Here is a 19,530-nt window from a genome sequence, read left to right on the forward strand (position 1 = left end):
CCACAGTGGAATTGGGTGAGTCAGGTGGAGATTGGTCGGCTCGTAGACCGCCATCGCGAGCAGGCTCACTCCTACAGTTTGAACCCGGTGCATTCAGGTAGAGATTGGTCGGCTGTCAGGCCGCCATCGCCGGCAAGCCAGCTCCCACAGCTTTGATTTGTGTATGCCCCATGCGGCGCAGCCGCCCCACTCAAAACAATGAGCGCAAGCTCGAGTACCGCTCTTGATCTTGATCCACGGGCGACGTCGGAAGGCTTCGTTCCGGGATTGAGCCGGGGGTGGGAGCGCAGCGACCGTTTGGCGCAGCCAAACACAGCGAGAGGAGGTGCAGCGAAGCAAACCGGAGGCGCTGCCCCACGGATCAGTCCCGGAGCGAAGGAACCCCGAGCCCCAGCGAGCGGGCCGTACGCAGGAGCAAGCCTTTTTTTGCTTACTTTTTTGAGGCGTTTGTCAAAAAAGTGAGTCGCCGTAAGGGCGAAACCCTAAGTAGCCGTTACCGAAAAAACGGATATGTACACAAAAAAACCAAGAACCTGGTCGGCCCAAAGGCCGCCAAGATCCAGAGCAGCCCCTGTCAAAACCCTGAACGCACAAGCAGAAACACCGCCCCCCATTGAAACCACCCAAAGCCTGCCCCATCTAAGACCCATACCCCATTGCGCAGGTGCCCCATGAGCGACCAGCAAGAATTCCCGGACAACCCAGACGACACCGAAGCGGAACACATCGAACACACCTCCTCCGGCAAAGGCCTGGCCCTGCCCGGCCAGAACCTGCCGGACAAGGTCTACGTCATCCCGATCCACAACCGCCCGTTCTTCCCGGCCCAAGTGCTGCCGGTCATCGTCAACGAAGAACCCTGGGCCGAAACCCTCGATCTGGTGAGCAAATCCGACCACCACTCCCTGGCCCTGTTCTTCATGGACACGCCCCAGGAAGACCCGCGCCACTTCAACACCGGCGCCCTCCCCGAATACGGCACCCTGGTCAAAGTCCATCACGCCAGCCGCGAAAACGGCAAACTGCAGTTCGTCGCCCAGGGCCTGAGCCGCGTGCGCATCAAGACCTGGCTCAAACACCACCGCCCGCCGTACCTGGTCGAAGTCGAATACCCGCACCAGCCGACCGAGCCGACCGACGAGGTCAAGGCCTACGGCATGGCGCTGATCAACGCGATCAAGGAACTGCTGCCGCTCAATCCGCTGTACAGCGAAGAGCTGAAGAACTACCTCAACCGCTTCAGCCCCAACGATCCATCGCCACTCACCGACTTCGCCGCCGCCCTCACTTCGGCGACAGGTAATGAGCTGCAAGAAGTGCTCGACTGCGTGCCAATGCTCAAGCGCATGGAAAAAGTCCTGCCGATGCTGCGCAAGGAAGTCGAAGTCGCGCGCCTGCAAAAAGAAATCTCCGCCGAGGTCAACCGCAAGATCGGCGAGCATCAGCGCGAATTCTTCCTGAAAGAACAACTCAAGGTGATCCAGCAGGAGCTCGGCCTGACCAAGGACGACCGCAGCGCCGACCTTGAACAATTCGAGCAACGCCTGGAAGGCAAAGTCCTGCCGGCACAGGTGCAGAAACGCCTCGAAGAGGAAATGAACAAACTGTCGATCCTCGAAACCGGCTCGCCAGAGTACGCGGTCACCCGCAACTACCTCGACTGGGCGACCTCGGTGCCGTGGGGCGTGTACGGCGAGGACAAACTCGACCTCAAGTACGCGCGCAAGGTACTCGACAAACACCACGCCGGCCTCGACGACATCAAGGACCGCATCCTCGAATTTCTCGCGGTCGGTGCTTACAAAGGCGAAATCAGCGGTTCGATCGTGCTGCTGGTCGGCCCGCCGGGTGTGGGTAAAACCAGCGTCGGCAAATCCATCGCTGAATCCCTCGGCCGGCCGTTCTACCGCTTCAGCCTCGGCGGTATGCGTGACGAGGCCGAGATCAAGGGCCACCGCCGCACTTACATTGGCGCGCAACCGGGCAAACTCGTCCAGGCGCTGAAAGACGTCGAAGTGATGAACCCGGTGATCATGCTCGACGAGATCGACAAGATGGGCCAGAGCTACCAGGGCGACCCGGCCTCGGCGCTGCTGGAAACCCTCGACCCGGAACAGAACGTCGAATTCCTCGACCACTATCTGGATCTGCGCATGGACCTGTCGAAAGTCCTGTTCGTGTGCACCGCCAATACCTTGGATTCGATTCCCGGCCCGTTGCTGGACCGGATGGAAGTGATTCGCCTGTCGGGCTATATCACCGAAGAAAAAGTCGCCATCGCCAAGCGCCACCTGTGGCCGAAACTGCTGGAAAAGGCTGGCGTGTCCAAGGGCAGCCTGAGCATCAGCGACAGCGCGCTCAAAGCCTTGATCGACGGTTACGCCCGTGAGGCAGGGGTGCGCCAGCTGGAAAAACAGATGGGCAAACTGGTGCGCAAAGCGGTGATGAAACTCATCGAAGACCCGAAAGCCGTGATCAAGCTCAGCCCGAAAGACCTCGAAGCCTCGCTGGGTCATCCGGTGTTCCGCAATGAACAAGTGCTGTCCGGCACCGGTGTGATCACCGGTCTGGCGTGGACCAGCATGGGCGGCGCGACCCTGCCGATCGAAGCCACGCGGATCCATACGCTCAACCGTGGCTTCAAACTCACCGGGCAACTGGGCGACGTGATGAAAGAGTCGGCGGAGATCGCCTACAGCTACGTCAGCTCGCACCTCAAACAGTTCGGTGGCGATGCGAAGTTCTTCGACGAAGCCTTCGTCCACCTGCACGTACCGGAAGGTGCCACACCGAAAGACGGCCCGAGCGCCGGCGTGACCATGGCCAGCGCCCTGCTCTCGCTCGCCCGCAATCAGCCACCGAAAAAAGGCGTGGCCATGACCGGCGAACTGACCCTGACCGGACATGTACTGCCAATTGGCGGGGTACGCGAGAAGGTGATCGCGGCGCGGCGGCAGAAGATCTTCGAACTGATCCTGCCGGAGCCGAACCGGGGTAACTTCGAGGAACTGCCGGATTATCTGAAGGAAGGCATTACCGTGCACTTTGCCAAGCGCTTTGCGGATGTGGCGAAAGTGTTGTTCTGATTCAGACATTGGTCGTTATCAATCAAACAACGATAACGACCAATACTTCTTCGCATAGCCGAGCACTTCTTAATTGCCAAGCGATATAAAAAACTGACATTTCTGACAGTTCCGAAGTTTTCCATCTTGAATAAGCTCTACCTTGTTTCTCCCCCCAGGTCAGACACAGGAGCTTCAAGATGAATAACTCAAAAGATGCAAGGACGTTTGCTCGCGGTATTTTGACAGCCTACATTCCAGAGGACGTCAACTTCTCGACCGATAAACTAATCATAAGTACTCATAAAGAAATCCTAGCCCTGGAAGGAACCTACCTCCGTACTGACCAACCGAACTTTTCAAGAAACGTCAGGGTTTTCCTGACAAAAAAAGACCAGAAGTATCCGCACAATGGCTGGCATAACTTTCCTGCAGAAAATATCAGAGTCGAATATGACGGAAATTTTAACGCCGATTTTTTTAGGACCATTCCGGGAGAAGGCGTTATTTTTCTCAATCTTGACCCTGCCACCCATTGCTACTCCTATGCTATGGATATAAGTTTCACAAAAGAGGGCAGTAACGAAAGTTTTCATGTTATCTGCTCATCTACAATGATCCATCAATAATCTGCTGCTGATCAAAATCAGCATTTTTGCATCGGCCGGCGCTACGTTGCCGGACTATCTGAAGGAAGGCATTACCGTGCACTTCGCCAAGCGCTTTGCGAATTTGGCGAAAGTGTTGTTCTGACAGTTATCCAGAGCCTGACACGCCGCCTTCGCGAGCAAGCCCGCTCCCACAGGGTTCTGTAGTGAACACAGCATTTGTGGTCACCACACAACTACTGTGGGAGCGGGCTTGCTCGCGAAGGCGTCTGTGGCAACACCACAGAACCGCCTGACCGTCACACTTTGTCTCATTCTCAGTTATGCTCGCCGTTCGTCGTCAACGCCGGAGCCACTGAGCCTATGTCCGCCACTCGCCTGTTTGTCCCTCTCGCCCTCTCTTTGCTGGCCGCCTGCGCCACGCAGCCAAAACAGAACGTGACCGTGGAAAACCAGAGCGAATGCCCCGTGCAGTTAACCAATGGACAAAACCTGATCGTGATGCTGCCGAGCAACCCGACCACGGGCTATCGCTGGGCAATTCAGGATTCGGCCGGCGGCGTGCTGCATGCCCTCAGCCCTGAGGTCTACAGCAGCCCGAAAGACTCGGGCATGGTCGGTGCGGGCGGTTTCTCCACTTGGCGCTTTCAGGCCTTCGCCACCGGCACCGGCCGCCTGCGCCTGACCTCACAGCAGCCGTGGGAACCGGAAGTTGAACCGGCAGAAACCTTTGACTGCGCCATCTCGGTGAATTGATCGTGGGCTGGCTGATTCTGGCGCTGATGGGCGCGGTGACGTTTCTTTACGGCGTCAGCACCCATGCGGCGCTGCTGTGTCTGTTGGTCAAACCGTTACCGGTGCTGGCGCTGCTCGGCTGGCTGCACGACGCGCCACCCAGCGACTATCGGCGCTGGATCAGTCTGGGGCTGATTTTCTCTGTGCTCGGTGACGTGTTGCTGGCGTGGCCGGGGGATTTGTTTGTGTTTGGTCTGGGTGCGTTTCTGGTTGCGCATCTGGCGTACCTCAAGGCTTACCTCAGCGATTGCAAACGTCTGGCGCTCTTGCCGCTGGTGCTCGCGCTCGGCGTCGGCGCGGTGCTGCTGGGGATTTTGATTTCCAGTGGCCTCGGGCCGTTGCTGGTGCCAGTGCTCGTCTATGGCACCGCGATCAGCGCCATGCTCTGGCGCGCCCTCGCCCGCCTCGGCACCGACGTGCCCAAGCGTTCAGCGCTGCTGGCGGCGGCGGGTGCGCTGGCGTTCGTGTTCTCCGACAGTGTGATTGGCATCGACCGCTTTGTGGCGCCGTTTCACGCCGCGCCGTATGTGATCATCCTCAGTTATTGGCTGGGGCAGTGGGGGATCACGGCCTCCGCGTTCTCCAAAAACCCCCACTAACCCCTGTGGCGAGGGAGCTTGCTCCCGCTGGGTTGCGAAGCGACCCCAAAATCGCCACACGAGATACTGCAGGTATATCCGGTAATCAGGTTTTGCGACTGCTGCGCAGCCGAGCGGGAGCAAGCTCCCTCGCCACAGGTGTGTGCTTAAGGCTTGCTTGCGGCGCTTTATCCGACAACCCAAGCAACCCCGCGCCAACTTGGCTAAAATGCCGGCCTTTTCCACCAACACCGCCGGAACCGCCGTGAGCAAAGAACCCGATCGCATTTTCGCCCAGCCGATGGCCCAGGTGCCTGACTTCGCCTTCAACGAGGACGTGGTGCGGGTGTTCCCGGACATGATCAAGCGCTCGGTGCCGGGTTACCCGACCATTGTCGAAAACCTCGGCGTACTCGCGGCGCAATTCGCCCAACCGAACAGCGTGCTGTACGACCTCGGTGCTTCGCTCGGCGCCGTGACTCAGGCCCTGCGCCGTCACGTGCGCACCGACGGTTGCCGGGTGATCGCGGTGGATAACTCGGCGGCGATGGTCGAACGCTGCCGTGAATACCTCAACGGTCAGGATTCGATGTTCCAGGAGCTGCTCCCGGTCGAAGTGATCGAAGGCGACATCCTCGCGCTCGAATTCAAACCGGCCTCGGTGGTGGCGCTGAACTTCACCCTGCAATTCATCGCCCCCGAGCAGCGCACCGCGTTGCTCTCGCGTATCCGCCAGTCGCTGCTGCCCGGCGGCGCGCTGATTCTGTCGGAGAAACTGCGCTTCAACGATGCGCAAGAGCACGCGCTGCTCACCGATCTGCACGTCGCGTTCAAACGCGCCAACGGCTACAGCGAACTGGAAATTGCCCAGAAGCGCAGCGCCATCGAAAACGTCATGAAGCCCGACAGCCTCGAAGAACACCGCGAACGCCTGTTGGCCGCCGGGTTCTCGAAAGTCGTGCCGTGGTTCCAGTGTCTTAACTTTGCCTCGTTGATTGCCTTGCCATGATTGATCTGTCCCCCCTCGCCCGCCGTCTGGCCGGCACCCCGCTGGCCGACTGGGCCAACACCCTGCAAGTGCAACTCGACAAGAAAATGGAGAAAGGTCACGGCGATCTGGAACGCTGGCAGAGCGCGCTGGACGCGTTGCCGAAACTCCAGCCGACTGAAGTCGATCTACTCAACGGCCTGAAACTCGACACCGACTGCGACGACGAAACCCGCGCACAAATGCGCACCGCGCTGATGGGCCTGTCGCCGTGGCGCAAGGGGCCGTTCGACCTGTTCGGCGTACACGTCGACACCGAATGGCGCTCGGACTGGAAGTGGTCGCGGGTGGCCCCGCATCTGGACCTGAAGGGCAAACGCATCCTCGACGTCGGTTGCGGCAACGGTTACTACATGTGGCGCATGCTCGGCGCCGGTGCCGACAGCGTGATCGGCGTCGATCCGAACTGGCTGTTCTTCTGCCAGTTCCAGGCCGTGCAGCGTTATCTCTCGGAGCCGAATGCCTGGCACCTGCCGTTCCCGTTCGAAGACCTGCCGCCGAACCTCGAAGGCTTCGACACGGTGTTCTCAATGGGTGTGTTCTACCACCGTCGTTCGCCGATCGAGCATTTGCTGGCGCTGAAGGATTGCCTGGTCAAGGGCGGCGAGCTGGTGCTGGAAACGCTGGTGGTCGAAGGCGACAAGCATCAGGTGCTGGTGCCGGAAGATCGCTACGCACAGATGCGCAACGTGTGGTTCCTGCCATCGGTACCGGCCCTGGAATTGTGGCTGCGCCGAGCAGGCTTTACCGATGTGAAATGCGTGGACGTCAGCACCACCACCGTTGAAGAACAGCGCGGTACCGAGTGGATGAAGTACCAGTCGTTGAGCGACTTCCTTGATCCCGAGGATCACAGCAAGACCATCGAAGGGCTGCCGGCGCCGATGCGCGCGGTGATTGTGGCCCGTAAGTAACCCTCTCAAACACCGCATAACCTTGTAGGAGTGAGCCTGCTCGCGATAGCGGTCTGACAGTCAAAGCAATGTTGAATGTCAGACCGCTATCGCGAGCAGGCTCACTCCTACAGTTGGGGGTTGTGTTTATTCAGATGGCTTTGCGCGACGGGCTCTGAAGAATTCGGTCAGCACTGCTCCACATTCTTCGGCCAGCACCCCACCTTCATACAACACCCGGTGATTCAAAAAGCCCTGGGTAAAGAACTGCCCCTGACTCTGCACAATCCCGGCCTTCGGCTCCAGCGCGCCATACACCACCCGCGCAATGCGTGAATGCACGATCAGCCCGGCGCACATGCTGCACGGCTCCAACGTCACGTAGAGCGTGCTGCCCGGCAGGCGATAGTTATTCACAGCTTGCGCAGCGGCGCGGATCGCGACCATTTCCGCGTGGGCACTCGGGTCGCTGGTGGTGATCGGGCAGTTGTAACCACGGCCGATGATCTCGCCGTTCTGCACCAGCACCGCGCCCACCGGCACTTCGCCGAGGGCTGCGCCTTGGGCGGCGAGATCCAGGGCTTCGCACATGAAATCGCGATCACGGCTGCGGTCGATGATCGCGGCGGGGCGAATCTGGCGCATCACTTCACCTCGATGGCGGCCATCAGGCCGGTTTCCATGTGGTCGATCACGTGGCAATGGAACATCCACACCCCCGGGTTATCCGCCACCAGCGCCACTTGCGCACGCTCGTTCTTGCCCAGCAGATAAGTGTCGGTGAAGTACGGGGTGATCTTGTGCCGGTTCGACGCAATCACCTTGAAGCTCATGCCGTGCAGGTGAATCGGGTGCTGATACTGAGTCATGTTCTTCAGTTCGAAGATGTAGCTCTGGCCCAGCTTCAGGCTGGCAATCGGCCGATCGGCGCAGGTTTTGTCCGTGATGTCCCAGGCCTTGCCGTTGATCTGCCACAGACTCGGTGGCTTGCCGTTGTCGACATTCACCGACACCGAACCGACCCATTCGAAATTGAAGTTGAGTTTCTCGGCATTCGCCAGATCCGGCTCGGCCACCGGGTTGGCGGGCAAGGCTTTCGGCCACTCGGTCGGCGCATCGTTATTGGCTACCGAACGCAAAGTCCCCAGTCGCACCGGGCCGTTGCGCAGCGACAACTCTTCACCGGCCGGCGGCGCCTTGATCGCCAGGCAAATGCGCATGCCGGGGCCGAGCCAGTATTCCTTGCCCAGCGGCCGCGGCTCGATCGGGTTGCCGTCCAGCGCATAGATCTGCGCCTCAACGCCGGGGATGTTGATGCGATACGTCAGGGTGTTGTCGAGGTTGAGCAAACGCACCCGGGTGATCTGCCCCGCCGGCAACTCGATCACCGGCGTTGGCACGCCGTTGATGGTCGACAAGCGCCCCGCCGTACCGCCACGGGCCGCTTCACGGGGGATGCTGAATTCGACGAAATTGCCTTGCTCGTCAATGTGCCAATTCTTCAGGCTCAGGGTTTTTTCGTACTTGAAACCGGTCGGCTCGCGCTCTTCGACAATCAACGGCCCGACCAACCCGCGCCCCAGCTCTTCGCTGCTGCTGACGTGCGGGTGATACCAGTAGCTGCCGGCGTCCGGCACGCGGAATTTGTAATCGAAGTATTCACCGGGCAGCACCGGCAATTGCGAGACGTAAGGCACGCCGTCCATCTCCAGCGGCAGACGAATGCCGTGCCAGTGAATGGTGGTCGCCACCGGCAGGTGGTTGATGAAGCGCACCCGCAACCACTCGCCCTGACGCACACGCAATTCAGTGCCCGGCGCCGATGGGCCGAACGCCCAGGCTTCGGTCTTGTGCCCCGGCACCAGCTCAACGTCCAGTGGCGCCGCGATCAGCTCGTAGTCGTGGCCCGCGTCAGCATCGGCCATCTTGCCCAGCCAGTAGCGCGACGCACCTCCCGCCCCGACACCAACGACAACAAGACCGGCCAGGCCACCGAGGATTTGGCGACGGGTAAAGGACATGAACTCAACTACCTCACGTATCTGCGTCGGGCACCGGGCCCGCAAAAGGCAAATACGATACACCTGCAATTGCGAAACAGTAAGGGCAGCGCGGCGGATGGACGCAGTTGCGCCTCGCGCGTACATCATTTCGATCGCTCAGGTGACATAACTATGTAGTGCACATGCAGCGAACAGCCGGGCCATCCTGTGCCACCCGTTTCTCAAGGACAGAGAGCCCGATCACATGACCAACCCGATGCCCAACGCCGCCGACAAGGCCGCGCTCAAGGCGATTGCCGCCACCGTCATCCAGACCTGCCCGAGCCTGCAGGACGCCGCTCGACAGGTCGCCAGCGACCTGCTGAACAAATACCAGGTTCACGGCCTGGATCCGGATCAAGTGTATTTCCACCGCTTCAACGCCTCGCAAAGCAGTTCGAAAGCCTTCACCGGCTGGGAGCATGTGCACGCCACGCCCACTTCAAGCATGACCCTGACCCAGTTGGTGATTCACCGTTTCCGCGTCGCCGATCAGGACAACGCCGACCTGCTCGACGTCTATGGCGGCTTCTACACTGCCGGCCCCGATGCCCGCACCTTCGATGACAGCAATGAAGTGCGCCTGCATGGCAACGACGTACTCAGGGACTTCTGGAGCATCGACTTCAGCGCGCTGTACGACGCTCAACTGAACGCATACTGGAACACCCGCGGCAGCAACTTTCGTATCCTGGCCAAGTGCAATTTCCTGATCAAAGCGCTACAGGCGCGGGATAAACGTCAGCTGAGCGACGAGGATTTCCAGTTCGTCACGCAAGCGGTGATCGGCTCGCTGACGTGGCCGGTCAGCCTGCCAATGCTGCAGGCCCAACACCCTTGCCCGAACAGTGTGCGCACGCTGGACATTGCCGGTTACGCCGCTACCAACGTCCTGCGCTTCGTCGCGCCCCAGGGTCGGCAGATCCTCTACCTGCCCGGCAACGGCGATGCCTTCCATGTACTGGAAAGCGCCACCGACCTGCACTTCTGGATCCTGCAGCGGATGAACACACCCGTCGTGCGCGAGACATTCCTTGCGCATTTCTCGCTGGCCGACCGGCAGCAGATCAACGCCAATCTTGGTGACCTGATGAATCGCCTGGTGGCGACGTGGGGCCGCTACGATCACTCGATGATCAATCAGGACAACCGCGCGGTCAGTGGCGACGCCTTCACTTGGCTGAGTGACTCGACCCGCGTGGCGATGTTTGCCGAAGCCAGCCTGTCCCTGACCTCCAACGGTGACCTGCGCAAGAAGCTGTGGATCGGCTACCTCAGCGCCGGGGTCAAGGTGTTCGGGCCAATGGCCGTGGTCGGCTGGCCAGTCGCATTGCCGGTGATCGGCGCCAGCATTGCCAACATGGGGCTGAACATCGATCAGGCGGTCAATGGCAAAACCGCCGCCGAGCGCAAGGCCGGGATTCTCGGTGCGGTGCTCAGCGGCATCGACATGCTGTTCAACCTACTGGCACTCAAGGGTCCGGGATCGCTGGCCGAGGTCGGCCCCGAAGTGGATGCCGCCGAAGCGGCGGAGATGGCTGACCTGACCGATAAAGGCGGGACGCCGATGGGTGGGCCTCAACTGCCGATTGCCACGCCCTTGATTGAAGACACCCCACGACCGGTCGTTCCGCCGAACTGGCAAGCCAATGAGTTGCTCGACGGCATTACACCGGTGAGCGAGCCCGGAAAATTCCAGGGCATTTATCTGCTCGATTCAAACCCGTCGACCGCCATTTTGATGGATGACACCGCCTATTACGTACGCTACGAAGCCGACATCAACGGCAGCGGACACTGGGCGGTCATCGATCCCGAGCATCCCCACGGCTTTACTCGTTCGATCCCGGTACGCCTGAACCCTGAGGGTGAATGGGAAACCATGCCCCGTGCAGGACTCAGCGGCGGCGGCAAGTCTTCGGGTCTGGCCGGTTCAAGCAGCCGCAACCCGGTGGCCGCCCTGCCCGCCTCGCAATACGACGTACCTGCACCACTCAAGGCACACCTGGAAGAAGGCGCAGCGGGACTGAATGACGAAGCCTTGCGCGATTTCTACGACAGCCTGAACGAGTTCGATGCCTACCGGGATTTCAAGGTTATCCGCAAACGCCTGTATCACGATGCACTAGATTTTTTCAGCACGCTGCGCCTGCCCGATCGTCCTCCGGTGCCCGCCCTTGCGGCAGATGCGACCGCCGAAGAAATCATCGAAAAAATCCTCGAACATGCCCGGGGCCTGGTTATCGGCGAGAGCCACACGGCCATCGGCAGCAAGCAATGGCTGATCGAGAACATGCAATTGCTCGCCAGCAAACAGGTGAAGAGCCTGTACATGGAGCACCTGCTGACCGACTTCCATCAAGCCGCGCTGGATGAGTTCTTCCGCACGGGCAACATGCCGCAAAAACTCGAGGCCTATCTCAAGGCACTCGACGTCGGCAACATGACCGATCCGCTGGAGCGCTACACGTTCCTGGAATTGGTCAAGGAAGCCAGAAAGCAGGGGATCCATGTACAAGCCATCGATTGCATGGCGAGTTACCGACTCAACGGCATGGACTTGCCTGCGGGCAACAACACCGCGCGGCAGAAAATGATGAATTACTTCGCCCGCCTGATGATCCGTGCCGATCAGTCCGCACGCGGCGCGCACAAATGGGTGGCGCTGATGGGCAACTCTCACTCCAACACTTTTGATGGGGTTGCTGGCGTCAGCGAACTGGAAGAGGCGATCGGCATTCGCGTCGAGGATGTTGCCGAAGGGACTTCACGGGGCATTGAAGTGGATCCCGGGAGAATCCTGCCGTTGGGCGGTACGGCGCATGATCGTTCCGCGTTGGTCAGAGGCGACTTGCGCCTGCAAATCGAAACTCCCTGGACCGCGCACACCATGACCGAATTCGAAACCCTGCTGCCTCGCCATGGCATGTACTCCCTGAAGCAACAACCCAACCTGACATTCATCGTGCATCGCAGCCGCACGCGAGAACTGGTACGGACCGTCATCGACACCGACGGCAAACATTTCTACATCGAACGCCCCGGCTGGCCTTCGGTGAGCGGTAAACGCTACCCGAGCATGAAAGCGCTGCTGCAAGCTCTGGATGACATGGGCATGCAACTGGGTGGCTGGTCAAAACCGCTATAACGCCAAAACAGAAAAGCCGTGTGAAACGAATTTCACACGGCTTTTCGATTGCAGCGATCAAGCCTTTACGGCTTGCTCGGCATTATTCCCACTCAATGGTCGCCGGCGGCTTGCTCGACACGTCATAAGTAACGCGCGAAATGCCTTCGATTTCATTGATGATGCGGCCGGAGACGGTTTCCAGCAGTTCGTAAGGCAGGTGTGCCCAACGTGCGGTCATGAAGTCGATGGTTTCCACGGCACGCAGGGCCACGACCCAGGCGTAACGACGGCCATCGCCGACCACGCCAACCGATTTCACTGGCTGGAACACCACGAATGCCTGGCTGACTTTGTGGTACCAGTCGGCTTTGCGCAGTTCTTCGATGAAGATGTGGTCGGCACGACGCAGCAGGTCGGCGTATTCCTTCTTCACTTCACCGAGGATGCGCACGCCCAGACCCGGGCCCGGGAACGGGTGACGGTAGACCATGTCGTACGGCAGCCCCAGTTCCAGACCCAGACGACGGACTTCGTCCTTGAACAGTTCGCGCAGTGGCTCGACCAGTTTCAGGTTCATCTCTTCCGGCAGGCCGCCCACGTTGTGGTGCGACTTGATCACGTGCGCCTTGCCGCTTTTCGCGCCAGCCGACTCGATCACGTCCGGGTAGATGGTGCCTTGCGCCAGGTACTTGATGTTGTCCAGCTTGCAGGATTCGGCATCGAACACGTCGATGAAGGTACGGCCGATGATCTTGCGCTTCTTCTCTGGATCGGCTTCGCCGGCCAGGTTGTTGAGGAACTGCTCTTCAGCGTTGGCGCGGATCACCTTGACGCCCATGTTCTCGGCGAACATGGCCATCACTTGCTCGCCTTCGTGCAGACGCAGCAGGCCGTTGTCGACGAAGACGCAGGTCAGTTGATCGCCGATGGCTTTGTGCAGCAGCGCCGCAACCACCGAGGAGTCAACGCCGCCGGACAGACCCAGCAGCACGTTGTCGGTGCCGACCTGTGCGCGGATGTTGGCAATGGCGTCTTCAGCGATCTTCGACGGAGTCCACAGGGCTTCACAGCCGCAGATGTCGAGCACGAAGCGCGAGAGGATGCGACCGCCCTGCTTGGTGTGGGTCACTTCCGGGTGGAACTGCACGCCGTAGTAAGCGCGTTCGTCGTTGAACATGCCGGCGATCGGGCAGCTTGGGGTGCTGGCGAGGATGTGGAAGTCTTCCGGCATCTTGGTGACCTTGTCACCGTGGCTCATCCACACGTCGAGACCGAACAGGCCGTCGGCGTCGATGTGGTCTTCGATGCCGTCGAGCAGGCGGCTCTTGCCGACCACGTCAACGCGGGCGTAACCGAACTCACGCAGCTCGGAACCTTCAACCTTGCCGCCCAGTTGCTCGGCCATGGTCTGCATGCCGTAGCAGATACCAAAGACCGGCACGCCCAGGTCAAACACCGCTTGTGGGCAGCGCGGGCTGTTGGCTTCGTGCACGGACTCGGGGCCGCCGGCGAGGATGACGCCTTTAGGTGCGAATTCGCGGATCGCCTCTTCGTCCATGTCGAACGGGTGCAGCTCGCAGTACACACCGATCTCGCGCACGCGGCGGGCAATCAGTTGGGTGTATTGCGAACCGAAGTCGAGGATCAGGATGCGGTGAGCGTGAATGTCGAGGGCCATGATTCAGTCTCGTCTAAGTAATTCAGAAACAGTCGTGATTCAGAAACAACTCGGGGCTGAATAAAACAGCCCCGGTTGCTTAACGATTTGCTTGAAGCATCAACCTACGCGGTAGTTTGGCGCTTCTTTGGTGATCTGCACGTCGTGAACGTGGGATTCGGCCATACCGGCACCTGTGATCCGCACGAACTCAGGCTTGGTGCGCATTTCTTCGATGTTGGCGCTGCCGGTGTAACCCATCGAGGAACGCAGACCGCCCATCAACTGGTGGATGATCGCCGTCAGGGTGCCTTTGTACGGCACACGGCCTTCAATCCCTTCCGGAACCAGTTTCTCGGCGCCTGCCGAGGAGTCCTGGAAGTAACGGTCGGAAGAACCTTGCGCCTGGGACATGGCGCCCAGCGAACCCATGCCGCGATAAGCCTTGTACGAACGGCCCTGGAACAGTTCGATCTCGCCCGGGGCTTCTTCAGTACCGGCGAACATCGAACCCATCATCACGCAGGACGCACCGGCTACGATGGCCTTGGACAGGTCACCGGAGAAACGGATGCCGCCGTCGGCGATCAACGGCACGCCAGTGCCTTCAAGGGCAGCGGCGACGTTGGCGATGGCACTGATTTGCGGCACGCCGACACCGGCGACGATACGGGTGGTGCAGATCGAGCCAGGGCCGATACCGACCTTGACCGCATCGGCGCCAGCTTCGGCCAGGGCCTTGGCGGCTGCGCCGGTGGCGATGTTGCCGCCGATCACCTGCACTTCAGGGAAATTCTCTTTGACCCAGCGAACGCGGTCGATCACGCCCTTGGAGTGACCGTGTGCGGTGTCGACCACCACCACGTCCACACCGGCGTTGACCAGCGCGGCAACGCGGTCACCGGTGTCTTTACCGGTACCGACGGCAGCGCCAACACGCAGACGACCTTGATCATCCTTGCTGGCCAGTGGGTAGGCTTTGGCTTTTTCGATGTCTTTGACGGTCATCATGCCTTTGAGGGCAAACTTGTCGTCGACGATCAGGACTTTTTCCAGGCGGTGCTTGTGCAGCAACTCGCGGACTTCGTTCTTGTCGGCGCCTTCACGCACGGTGACCAGACGCTCTTTAGGCGTCATCACTTCACGTACGGTGGCTTCCAGACGGGTTTCGAAGCGGACGTCACGGGAGGTGACGATGCCGACCAGGTCGCCATCGTGCAACACCGGAACGCCGGAAATGTTGTGCATGCGGGTCAGTTCGAACAGGTCACGCACCGTGGCATCAGCCTCAATGGTGATCGGATCCTTGACGACGCCGGCTTCGAACTTCTTGACCTTACGCACTTCGGCAGCTTGCTGCTCGATGGTCATGTTCTTGTGGATGATACCGATACCACCTTCCTGAGCCATGGCGATTGCCAGACGGGCTTCAGTGACGGTGTCCATGGCGGCAGAAACCAGAGGGATATTCAGCTCGATGCCACGGGTAAGGCGGGTCTTGAGACTGACTTCGTTAGGAAGCACCTCGGAATAACCAGGCACTAGGAGAATGTCGTCGAATGTCAGAGCTTCTTGGCTGATACGCAGCATCGCGGGGGCTCCCGAGCGGGAAAATGGAAGCGCGCCATTATAGTCAGACACCCCCTGCTGTTCAATGTAAAACTCAGCTTTATATCAATGTTGCTGATATACGGAGACCCCCGCCGCTACAGCTCCACCTTGACCCAAGAGACAGGTTGATCGAGCCAATCGGCGAACTCGTCGATAAAGCTCTGCTTGAACCCTGCTTCCAGCCAGTTGTTGAAGATGAAACCCAAGTTGGAAAATGCACATTCCTGCAAGTACAGAAAGCCGTTGATATCGTCTTCATGCCCGCATTCCGGGCAGGTGAAGTTGTCGGTGCGGCCTGGAAACCAGTCTTCAAGGCTTTCGAACAGCGCTTCGCCGACTTCGCGGCGGCACTCGGCGCACCCGGCTTCTTCGAGAAAGCCCTTGGCCGGCGTGTAGATGCAGCGCTTGACGATGATCTCCAGGCCATTGATCGGCTCACCGAAGGGCAGCGCCTCGGGGTGCAGCACCACCGCACGCGCGCCGTCGGCAATCGCATGGGCCATGCGATTGCCGGTGCGGCCGCAAGTGGTCAGCTGTTCTTCGATGATGTTCTTGCGCACCAGCCAGCGCACTATCGCCCGCGCCCGGGGTTCGTGGACCGGCAGGGTGGAGATTTTCGGGACGATGATGCTTTGCGAATTCATGGTGCAAGCCTGCTGCAAATACCGAGATTTACCCCTGTAGGAGTGAGCCTGCTCGCGATAGCGGTGGGTCAGACACATCAAGATCAACTGATACACCGCTATCGCGAGCAGGCTCACTCCTACAAAGGAATTGCGGCCGGCAGCTTAATCCCTGAAGAAATCCGGTCAAGTACTCACGCCATACTAATAATGTAGCGCCCGATCAACGCAATCCCGCTCGCCAGCACCAGCCAGGTCACCAATCGCACAAACGCCTCGCGCGACAATCTCATGGTCAACCGCCGCCCGATCCACAAGCCCAGCGCCATGGCAGGCAACAGACAAACCGCCAGCATCAACAAGGGTAGCTCGGCATACACCCCGGCGATGGCGAACAGGCTCAAACGCACCACCGTGCTGCAACTGATCAGTGCACTTTGCGTGGCCCGCGCCGCGTCCTTGGGCAGGCGGCTGTTGAGATAGATCGCATATAAAAAGCCGCCGCTGCCAAACAGCGCGCCAAACAGCCCGCCTACCGTGCCCATCGGTAGCGCCCATGCGGCAGACAACTGCGTCGGCCGGGTTTTCACCCACAGGCTGTAAACCGCATAAGTGCTGATGAATAACCCCATCAACAGCAGCAACAGATCGGATTTGAGGTTGAGCAGGAAAATCACCCCCAACGTGCATCCCACCGCCATGCACGGCAGCAGCCGTAACAACTCAGGCTTCGCCACATCCCGGCGCGAGGGCAGCAGATTGCCGAACGCCGCGACGAAATCCAGCAGCACCAGCAGCGGCACGATTTTCGACAACGGCATGAACAGAATCAGAATCGGACCCGCGACCAGTGCGGTACCGAACCCGGCAATCCCGAACACGATATAGGCCAACGCGATTCCCAAGCCGATCACCACCCAGCCACCCGCGCCCCACGCCCATTCACTCAACAACCCCACCACGCTCATCGATCCGCTTCCTTTATAAGCCTGTGATGACTTTAGCCAGCACCAAGCCTTGCGACTAATATGATCAAAGTCGCTCACCCATCTCGAAAAGGCATACCTGATGCTTTCAACCCGCCAACTGCGCTACTTCGTGGAAATCGCCGAATGCGGCAGTTTCAGCGCCGCCGCTGAACGCCTGTTCATCGCGCAGTCAGCGCTGAGCCGGCAGGTCAAGGACATGGAAGCGCGCCTGCAAACCCCGCTGTTCGAACGCACCGCGCGCCAACCCCGGCTCACGGCGGCGGGTGAGGCGTTTTTGCCGCGGGCCAGAAACCTGCTCAATGAACTGAGCAAAGCCAGCGTGATGGCCACTGAGGTCGGCAATGGTCAGCTCGGCACCTTGCGCCTGAGTCATTCCAGCACCGTGTCGATCAGCGGGCATTTAATACATCGGATCAGCACTTATCTCGATCAGCAGCAAGGCGTGTCGCTGGACATCGGCAAGTTGTCCTCCGAAGCGCAGCTTGAGGAACTCGCGGAAGGACGCCTCGACATTGGCCTGTTGCGCCTGCCGGTGTTGCGTCAGCGCGAAGGCATTCAGGTTGTGCCGTTGTTCACCGAACGCCTGCTGCTGGCGGTGCCGAACGATCATCACCTGGCCGATTCAGCCGCTGTCGAATTGGCGCAACTGAAGGACGAGCCGTTTATCTCGATCCCGCATCCGCAGCGTGGCGGGCTCAGCTATTTGTGTGCCGACCTGTGTATGCGTCAGGGCTTTTTTCCCAAAGCGGCACGAGTGATGTCGCGCAAGACTACGCAATTGCAGTTGATCCAGGCTGGATTCGGCATCGCCCTGCTGCCCGAATCAATGCAGGACATCGCCCCCGGCGGTGTACGATTTCTGCCGCTGAGCGATCCCGACTGCCAAAGCACCGTCGCCCTCGCCCATCGCCAGAATCCCACGCCACTGGTTCAACACTTCATCCAGACCTTCACAAATTCCCCCTGTGGGAGCGGGCTTGCTCGCGAAAGCGGCGTGTCAGTCGAAACTTGATTTGCCTGCCACACCGCTTTCGCGAGCAAGCCCGCTCCCACAAGGGGTTTTGTGTTGGGTCATGGTGATCGGTAGGCGAATGCCTTTAAACTGCGCCCCATGATTAAAGATCCCTTTGCAAGACTTGGCCTGGACCGTGAAGTCCTGACCGTCAGCCAGCTCAACGGCCGCGCGCGGGTGTTGCTCGAAGACGTGTTCAGCAACATCTGGGTCGAAGGCGAAATCTCCAACCTCGCCCGCCCGGCGTCCGGTCACGTGTATTTCACCCTCAAGGACAGCGGGGCGCAGGTGCGTTGCGCGCTGTTCCGCAATAATGCGGCGCGGGTGCGCCAGGCGTTGAAGGACGGCCTGGCCGTGAAGGTGCGCGGCAAGGTCTCGCTGTTCGAAGGGCGTGGCGACTATCAGCTGATTCTCGATACCGTGGAGCCGGCCGGTGACGGCGCGCTGCGCCTGGCCTTCGATGCACTGAAGGAAAAGCTCAGCGCCGAAGGTCTGTTCAGTGCCGAACGCAAAGTCCCGCTGCCGGCGCATCCGCAGCGCATCGGCATCATCAGTTCGCCGACCGGCGCGGTGATTCGCGACATCATCAGCGTGTTCCGCCGCCGGGCGCCGCAGGTGCAACTGACGCTGATTCCGACTGCCGTGCAGGGCCGTGAAGCCACCGCGCAAATCGTCCGCGCCCTGAAACTGGCCGACGCCCGTGGTTTCGACGCGCTGATCCTCGCCCGGGGCGGTGGTTCGCTGGAAGACCTCTGGTGCTTCAACGAAGAGGCCGTGGCCCGCGCGGTCGATGCCTGCGTGACGCCGATTGTCAGCGCCGTCGGGCATGAAACCGACGTGTCGATCAGTGATTTCGTGGCTGACGTGCGCGCACCAACGCCCTCCGCTGCCGCCGAGCTGTTGGCCCCGGATTCGAGTCACCTGATCCGTCAGGTCGAAAGCCTGCACCGGCGTCTGGTGATGCGCATGCGCGACCGACTAATGCGCGATCGTCTGCGCCTGGAAGGCATGGCCCGCCGCCTGCGCCACCCCGGCGAACGCCTGCGTCAGCAAGCACAACGCCTGGATGACCTGGACATGCGCATGCGCCGGGCCTTCGAGCGCCAACTGAATACCCGCCGCGAGCGTTTGATCCGTCTGGAAACCCGCCTCGCCGGGCAACATCCGGGACGCCAATTGGCGATGCTGCGCCAGCGCCTCGACAGCCTCGCCGAACGTCTGCCGCGAGCCATGCGCGAAGGTCTGAAAAGCCGTCGCCTGCAACTGCACAGCCAGATGCAGACGCTGCATGTGGTCAGTCCGCTGGCAACCCTCGGCCGGGGCTACAGCATTCTGCTGGATGAACGCGGGCACGCCATTCGCAACGCCGCGCAGACCCACACCGGCCAACGCCTGAAGGCCAGACTGGGCGAAGGCGAACTGCAAGTGCGCGTCGAGGACAATCACCTGACGCCTGTCACCCTTTCTTTACTGGACTGA

At 60.2% G+C, this 19,530-nt stretch carries 15 protein-coding genes; 9 read left to right on the top strand and 6 right to left on the bottom strand.

Translation table 11 applies throughout. The annotated features are described in order from the left end of the window. The first annotated feature begins 671 nt into the window (after positions 1–671). The 6 genes from lon to cmoB all read left to right on the top strand — a co-directional run bounded on the left by lon (position 672) and on the right by cmoB (position 7,008). Positions 672–3,086 (top strand): endopeptidase La, encoded by a 2,415-nt coding sequence (gene lon, locus AC1RBR_RS21630; protein ID WP_492566539.1) that lies wholly within the window; start codon positions 672–674, stop codon positions 3,084–3,086. Between the two features lie 179 nt (positions 3,087–3,265). Continuing rightward, positions 3,266–3,694 carry a hypothetical protein gene (locus AC1RBR_RS21635; RefSeq protein WP_492566541.1) on the top strand — a complete coding sequence of 143 codons (429 nt, stop codon included), beginning with the start codon at positions 3,266–3,268 and terminating at the stop codon, positions 3,692–3,694. A gap of 342 nt (positions 3,695–4,036) precedes the next feature. Continuing rightward, positions 4,037–4,429 carry a protease inhibitor I42 family protein gene (locus AC1RBR_RS21640; protein ID WP_007964468.1) on the top strand — a complete coding sequence of 131 codons (393 nt, stop codon included), beginning with the start codon at positions 4,037–4,039 and terminating at the stop codon, positions 4,427–4,429. A gap of 2 nt (positions 4,430–4,431) precedes the next feature. After that, positions 4,432–5,067 carry a lysoplasmalogenase gene (locus tag AC1RBR_RS21645; RefSeq protein ID WP_492566543.1) on the top strand — a complete coding sequence of 212 codons (636 nt, stop codon included), beginning with the start codon at positions 4,432–4,434 and terminating at the stop codon, positions 5,065–5,067. 208 nt (positions 5,068–5,275) lie between these two features. Further along, the gene (gene cmoA, locus AC1RBR_RS21650; RefSeq protein WP_492566545.1) at positions 5,276–6,055 is read left to right on the top strand and encodes a carboxy-S-adenosyl-L-methionine synthase CmoA; all 780 of its coding nucleotides are present in this window, start codon (positions 5,276–5,278) and stop codon (positions 6,053–6,055) included. Beyond that, the gene (cmoB, locus tag AC1RBR_RS21655) at positions 6,052–7,008 is read left to right on the top strand and encodes a tRNA 5-methoxyuridine(34)/uridine 5-oxyacetic acid(34) synthase CmoB (protein ID WP_492566547.1); all 957 of its coding nucleotides are present in this window, start codon (positions 6,052–6,054) and stop codon (positions 7,006–7,008) included. Before cmoA ends, cmoB begins: the two co-directional genes overlap by 4 nt. A gap of 126 nt (positions 7,009–7,134) precedes the next feature. Here the strand turns inward: cmoB and tadA are convergent, their stop codons facing one another. Beyond that, a complete protein-coding gene (gene tadA / locus AC1RBR_RS21660; protein WP_492566549.1) occupies positions 7,135–7,632 on the bottom strand; it encodes a tRNA adenosine(34) deaminase TadA in 498 nt (165 codons plus the stop codon). Beyond that, on the bottom strand, positions 7,632–9,008 hold the full coding sequence (locus AC1RBR_RS21665; protein ID WP_095136913.1) for a multicopper oxidase family protein: 1,377 nt from the start codon (positions 9,006–9,008) through the stop codon (positions 7,632–7,634). Before AC1RBR_RS21665 ends, tadA begins: the two co-directional genes overlap by 1 nt. A gap of 226 nt (positions 9,009–9,234) precedes the next feature. Here AC1RBR_RS21665 and AC1RBR_RS21670 point away from each other — a divergent pair, with 226 nt between their 5' ends. Continuing rightward, on the top strand, positions 9,235–12,177 hold the full coding sequence (locus AC1RBR_RS21670) for a membrane-targeted effector domain-containing toxin (protein ID WP_492566551.1): 2,943 nt from the start codon (positions 9,235–9,237) through the stop codon (positions 12,175–12,177). An 82-nt stretch (positions 12,178–12,259) separates the two neighbouring features. Here the strand turns inward: AC1RBR_RS21670 and guaA are convergent, their stop codons facing one another. From guaA to AC1RBR_RS21690, 4 genes are all read right to left on the bottom strand, one after another. Next, positions 12,260–13,837: a glutamine-hydrolyzing GMP synthase gene (guaA, locus tag AC1RBR_RS21675; protein WP_003227864.1), complete on the bottom strand. Its 1,578-nt coding sequence runs from the start codon at positions 13,835–13,837 to the stop codon at positions 12,260–12,262. 99 nt (positions 13,838–13,936) lie between these two features. After that, positions 13,937–15,406: an IMP dehydrogenase gene (guaB, locus tag AC1RBR_RS21680; RefSeq protein WP_027612123.1), complete on the bottom strand. Its 1,470-nt coding sequence runs from the start codon at positions 15,404–15,406 to the stop codon at positions 13,937–13,939. 116 nt (positions 15,407–15,522) lie between these two features. Next, positions 15,523–16,071 carry a sugar ABC transporter ATPase gene (locus tag AC1RBR_RS21685; protein WP_083368004.1) on the bottom strand — a complete coding sequence of 183 codons (549 nt, stop codon included), beginning with the start codon at positions 16,069–16,071 and terminating at the stop codon, positions 15,523–15,525. A 173-nt stretch (positions 16,072–16,244) separates the two neighbouring features. After that, positions 16,245–17,018, bottom strand: a complete 774-nt coding sequence (locus tag AC1RBR_RS21690) for a sulfite exporter TauE/SafE family protein (RefSeq protein ID WP_492566553.1) — start codon at positions 17,016–17,018, stop codon at positions 16,245–16,247. Between the two features lie 100 nt (positions 17,019–17,118). Here AC1RBR_RS21690 and AC1RBR_RS21695 point away from each other — a divergent pair, with 100 nt between their 5' ends. Then, positions 17,119–18,051 (top strand): LysR family transcriptional regulator, encoded by a 933-nt coding sequence (locus tag AC1RBR_RS21695; RefSeq protein ID WP_492566555.1) that lies wholly within the window; start codon positions 17,119–17,121, stop codon positions 18,049–18,051. Between the two features lie 99 nt (positions 18,052–18,150). Further along, positions 18,151–19,530, top strand: a complete 1,380-nt coding sequence (gene xseA, locus AC1RBR_RS21700; RefSeq protein WP_103367345.1) for an exodeoxyribonuclease VII large subunit — start codon at positions 18,151–18,153, stop codon at positions 19,528–19,530.

The organism is Pseudomonas sp. GW823-FHT01D03, assembly GCF_058798255.1.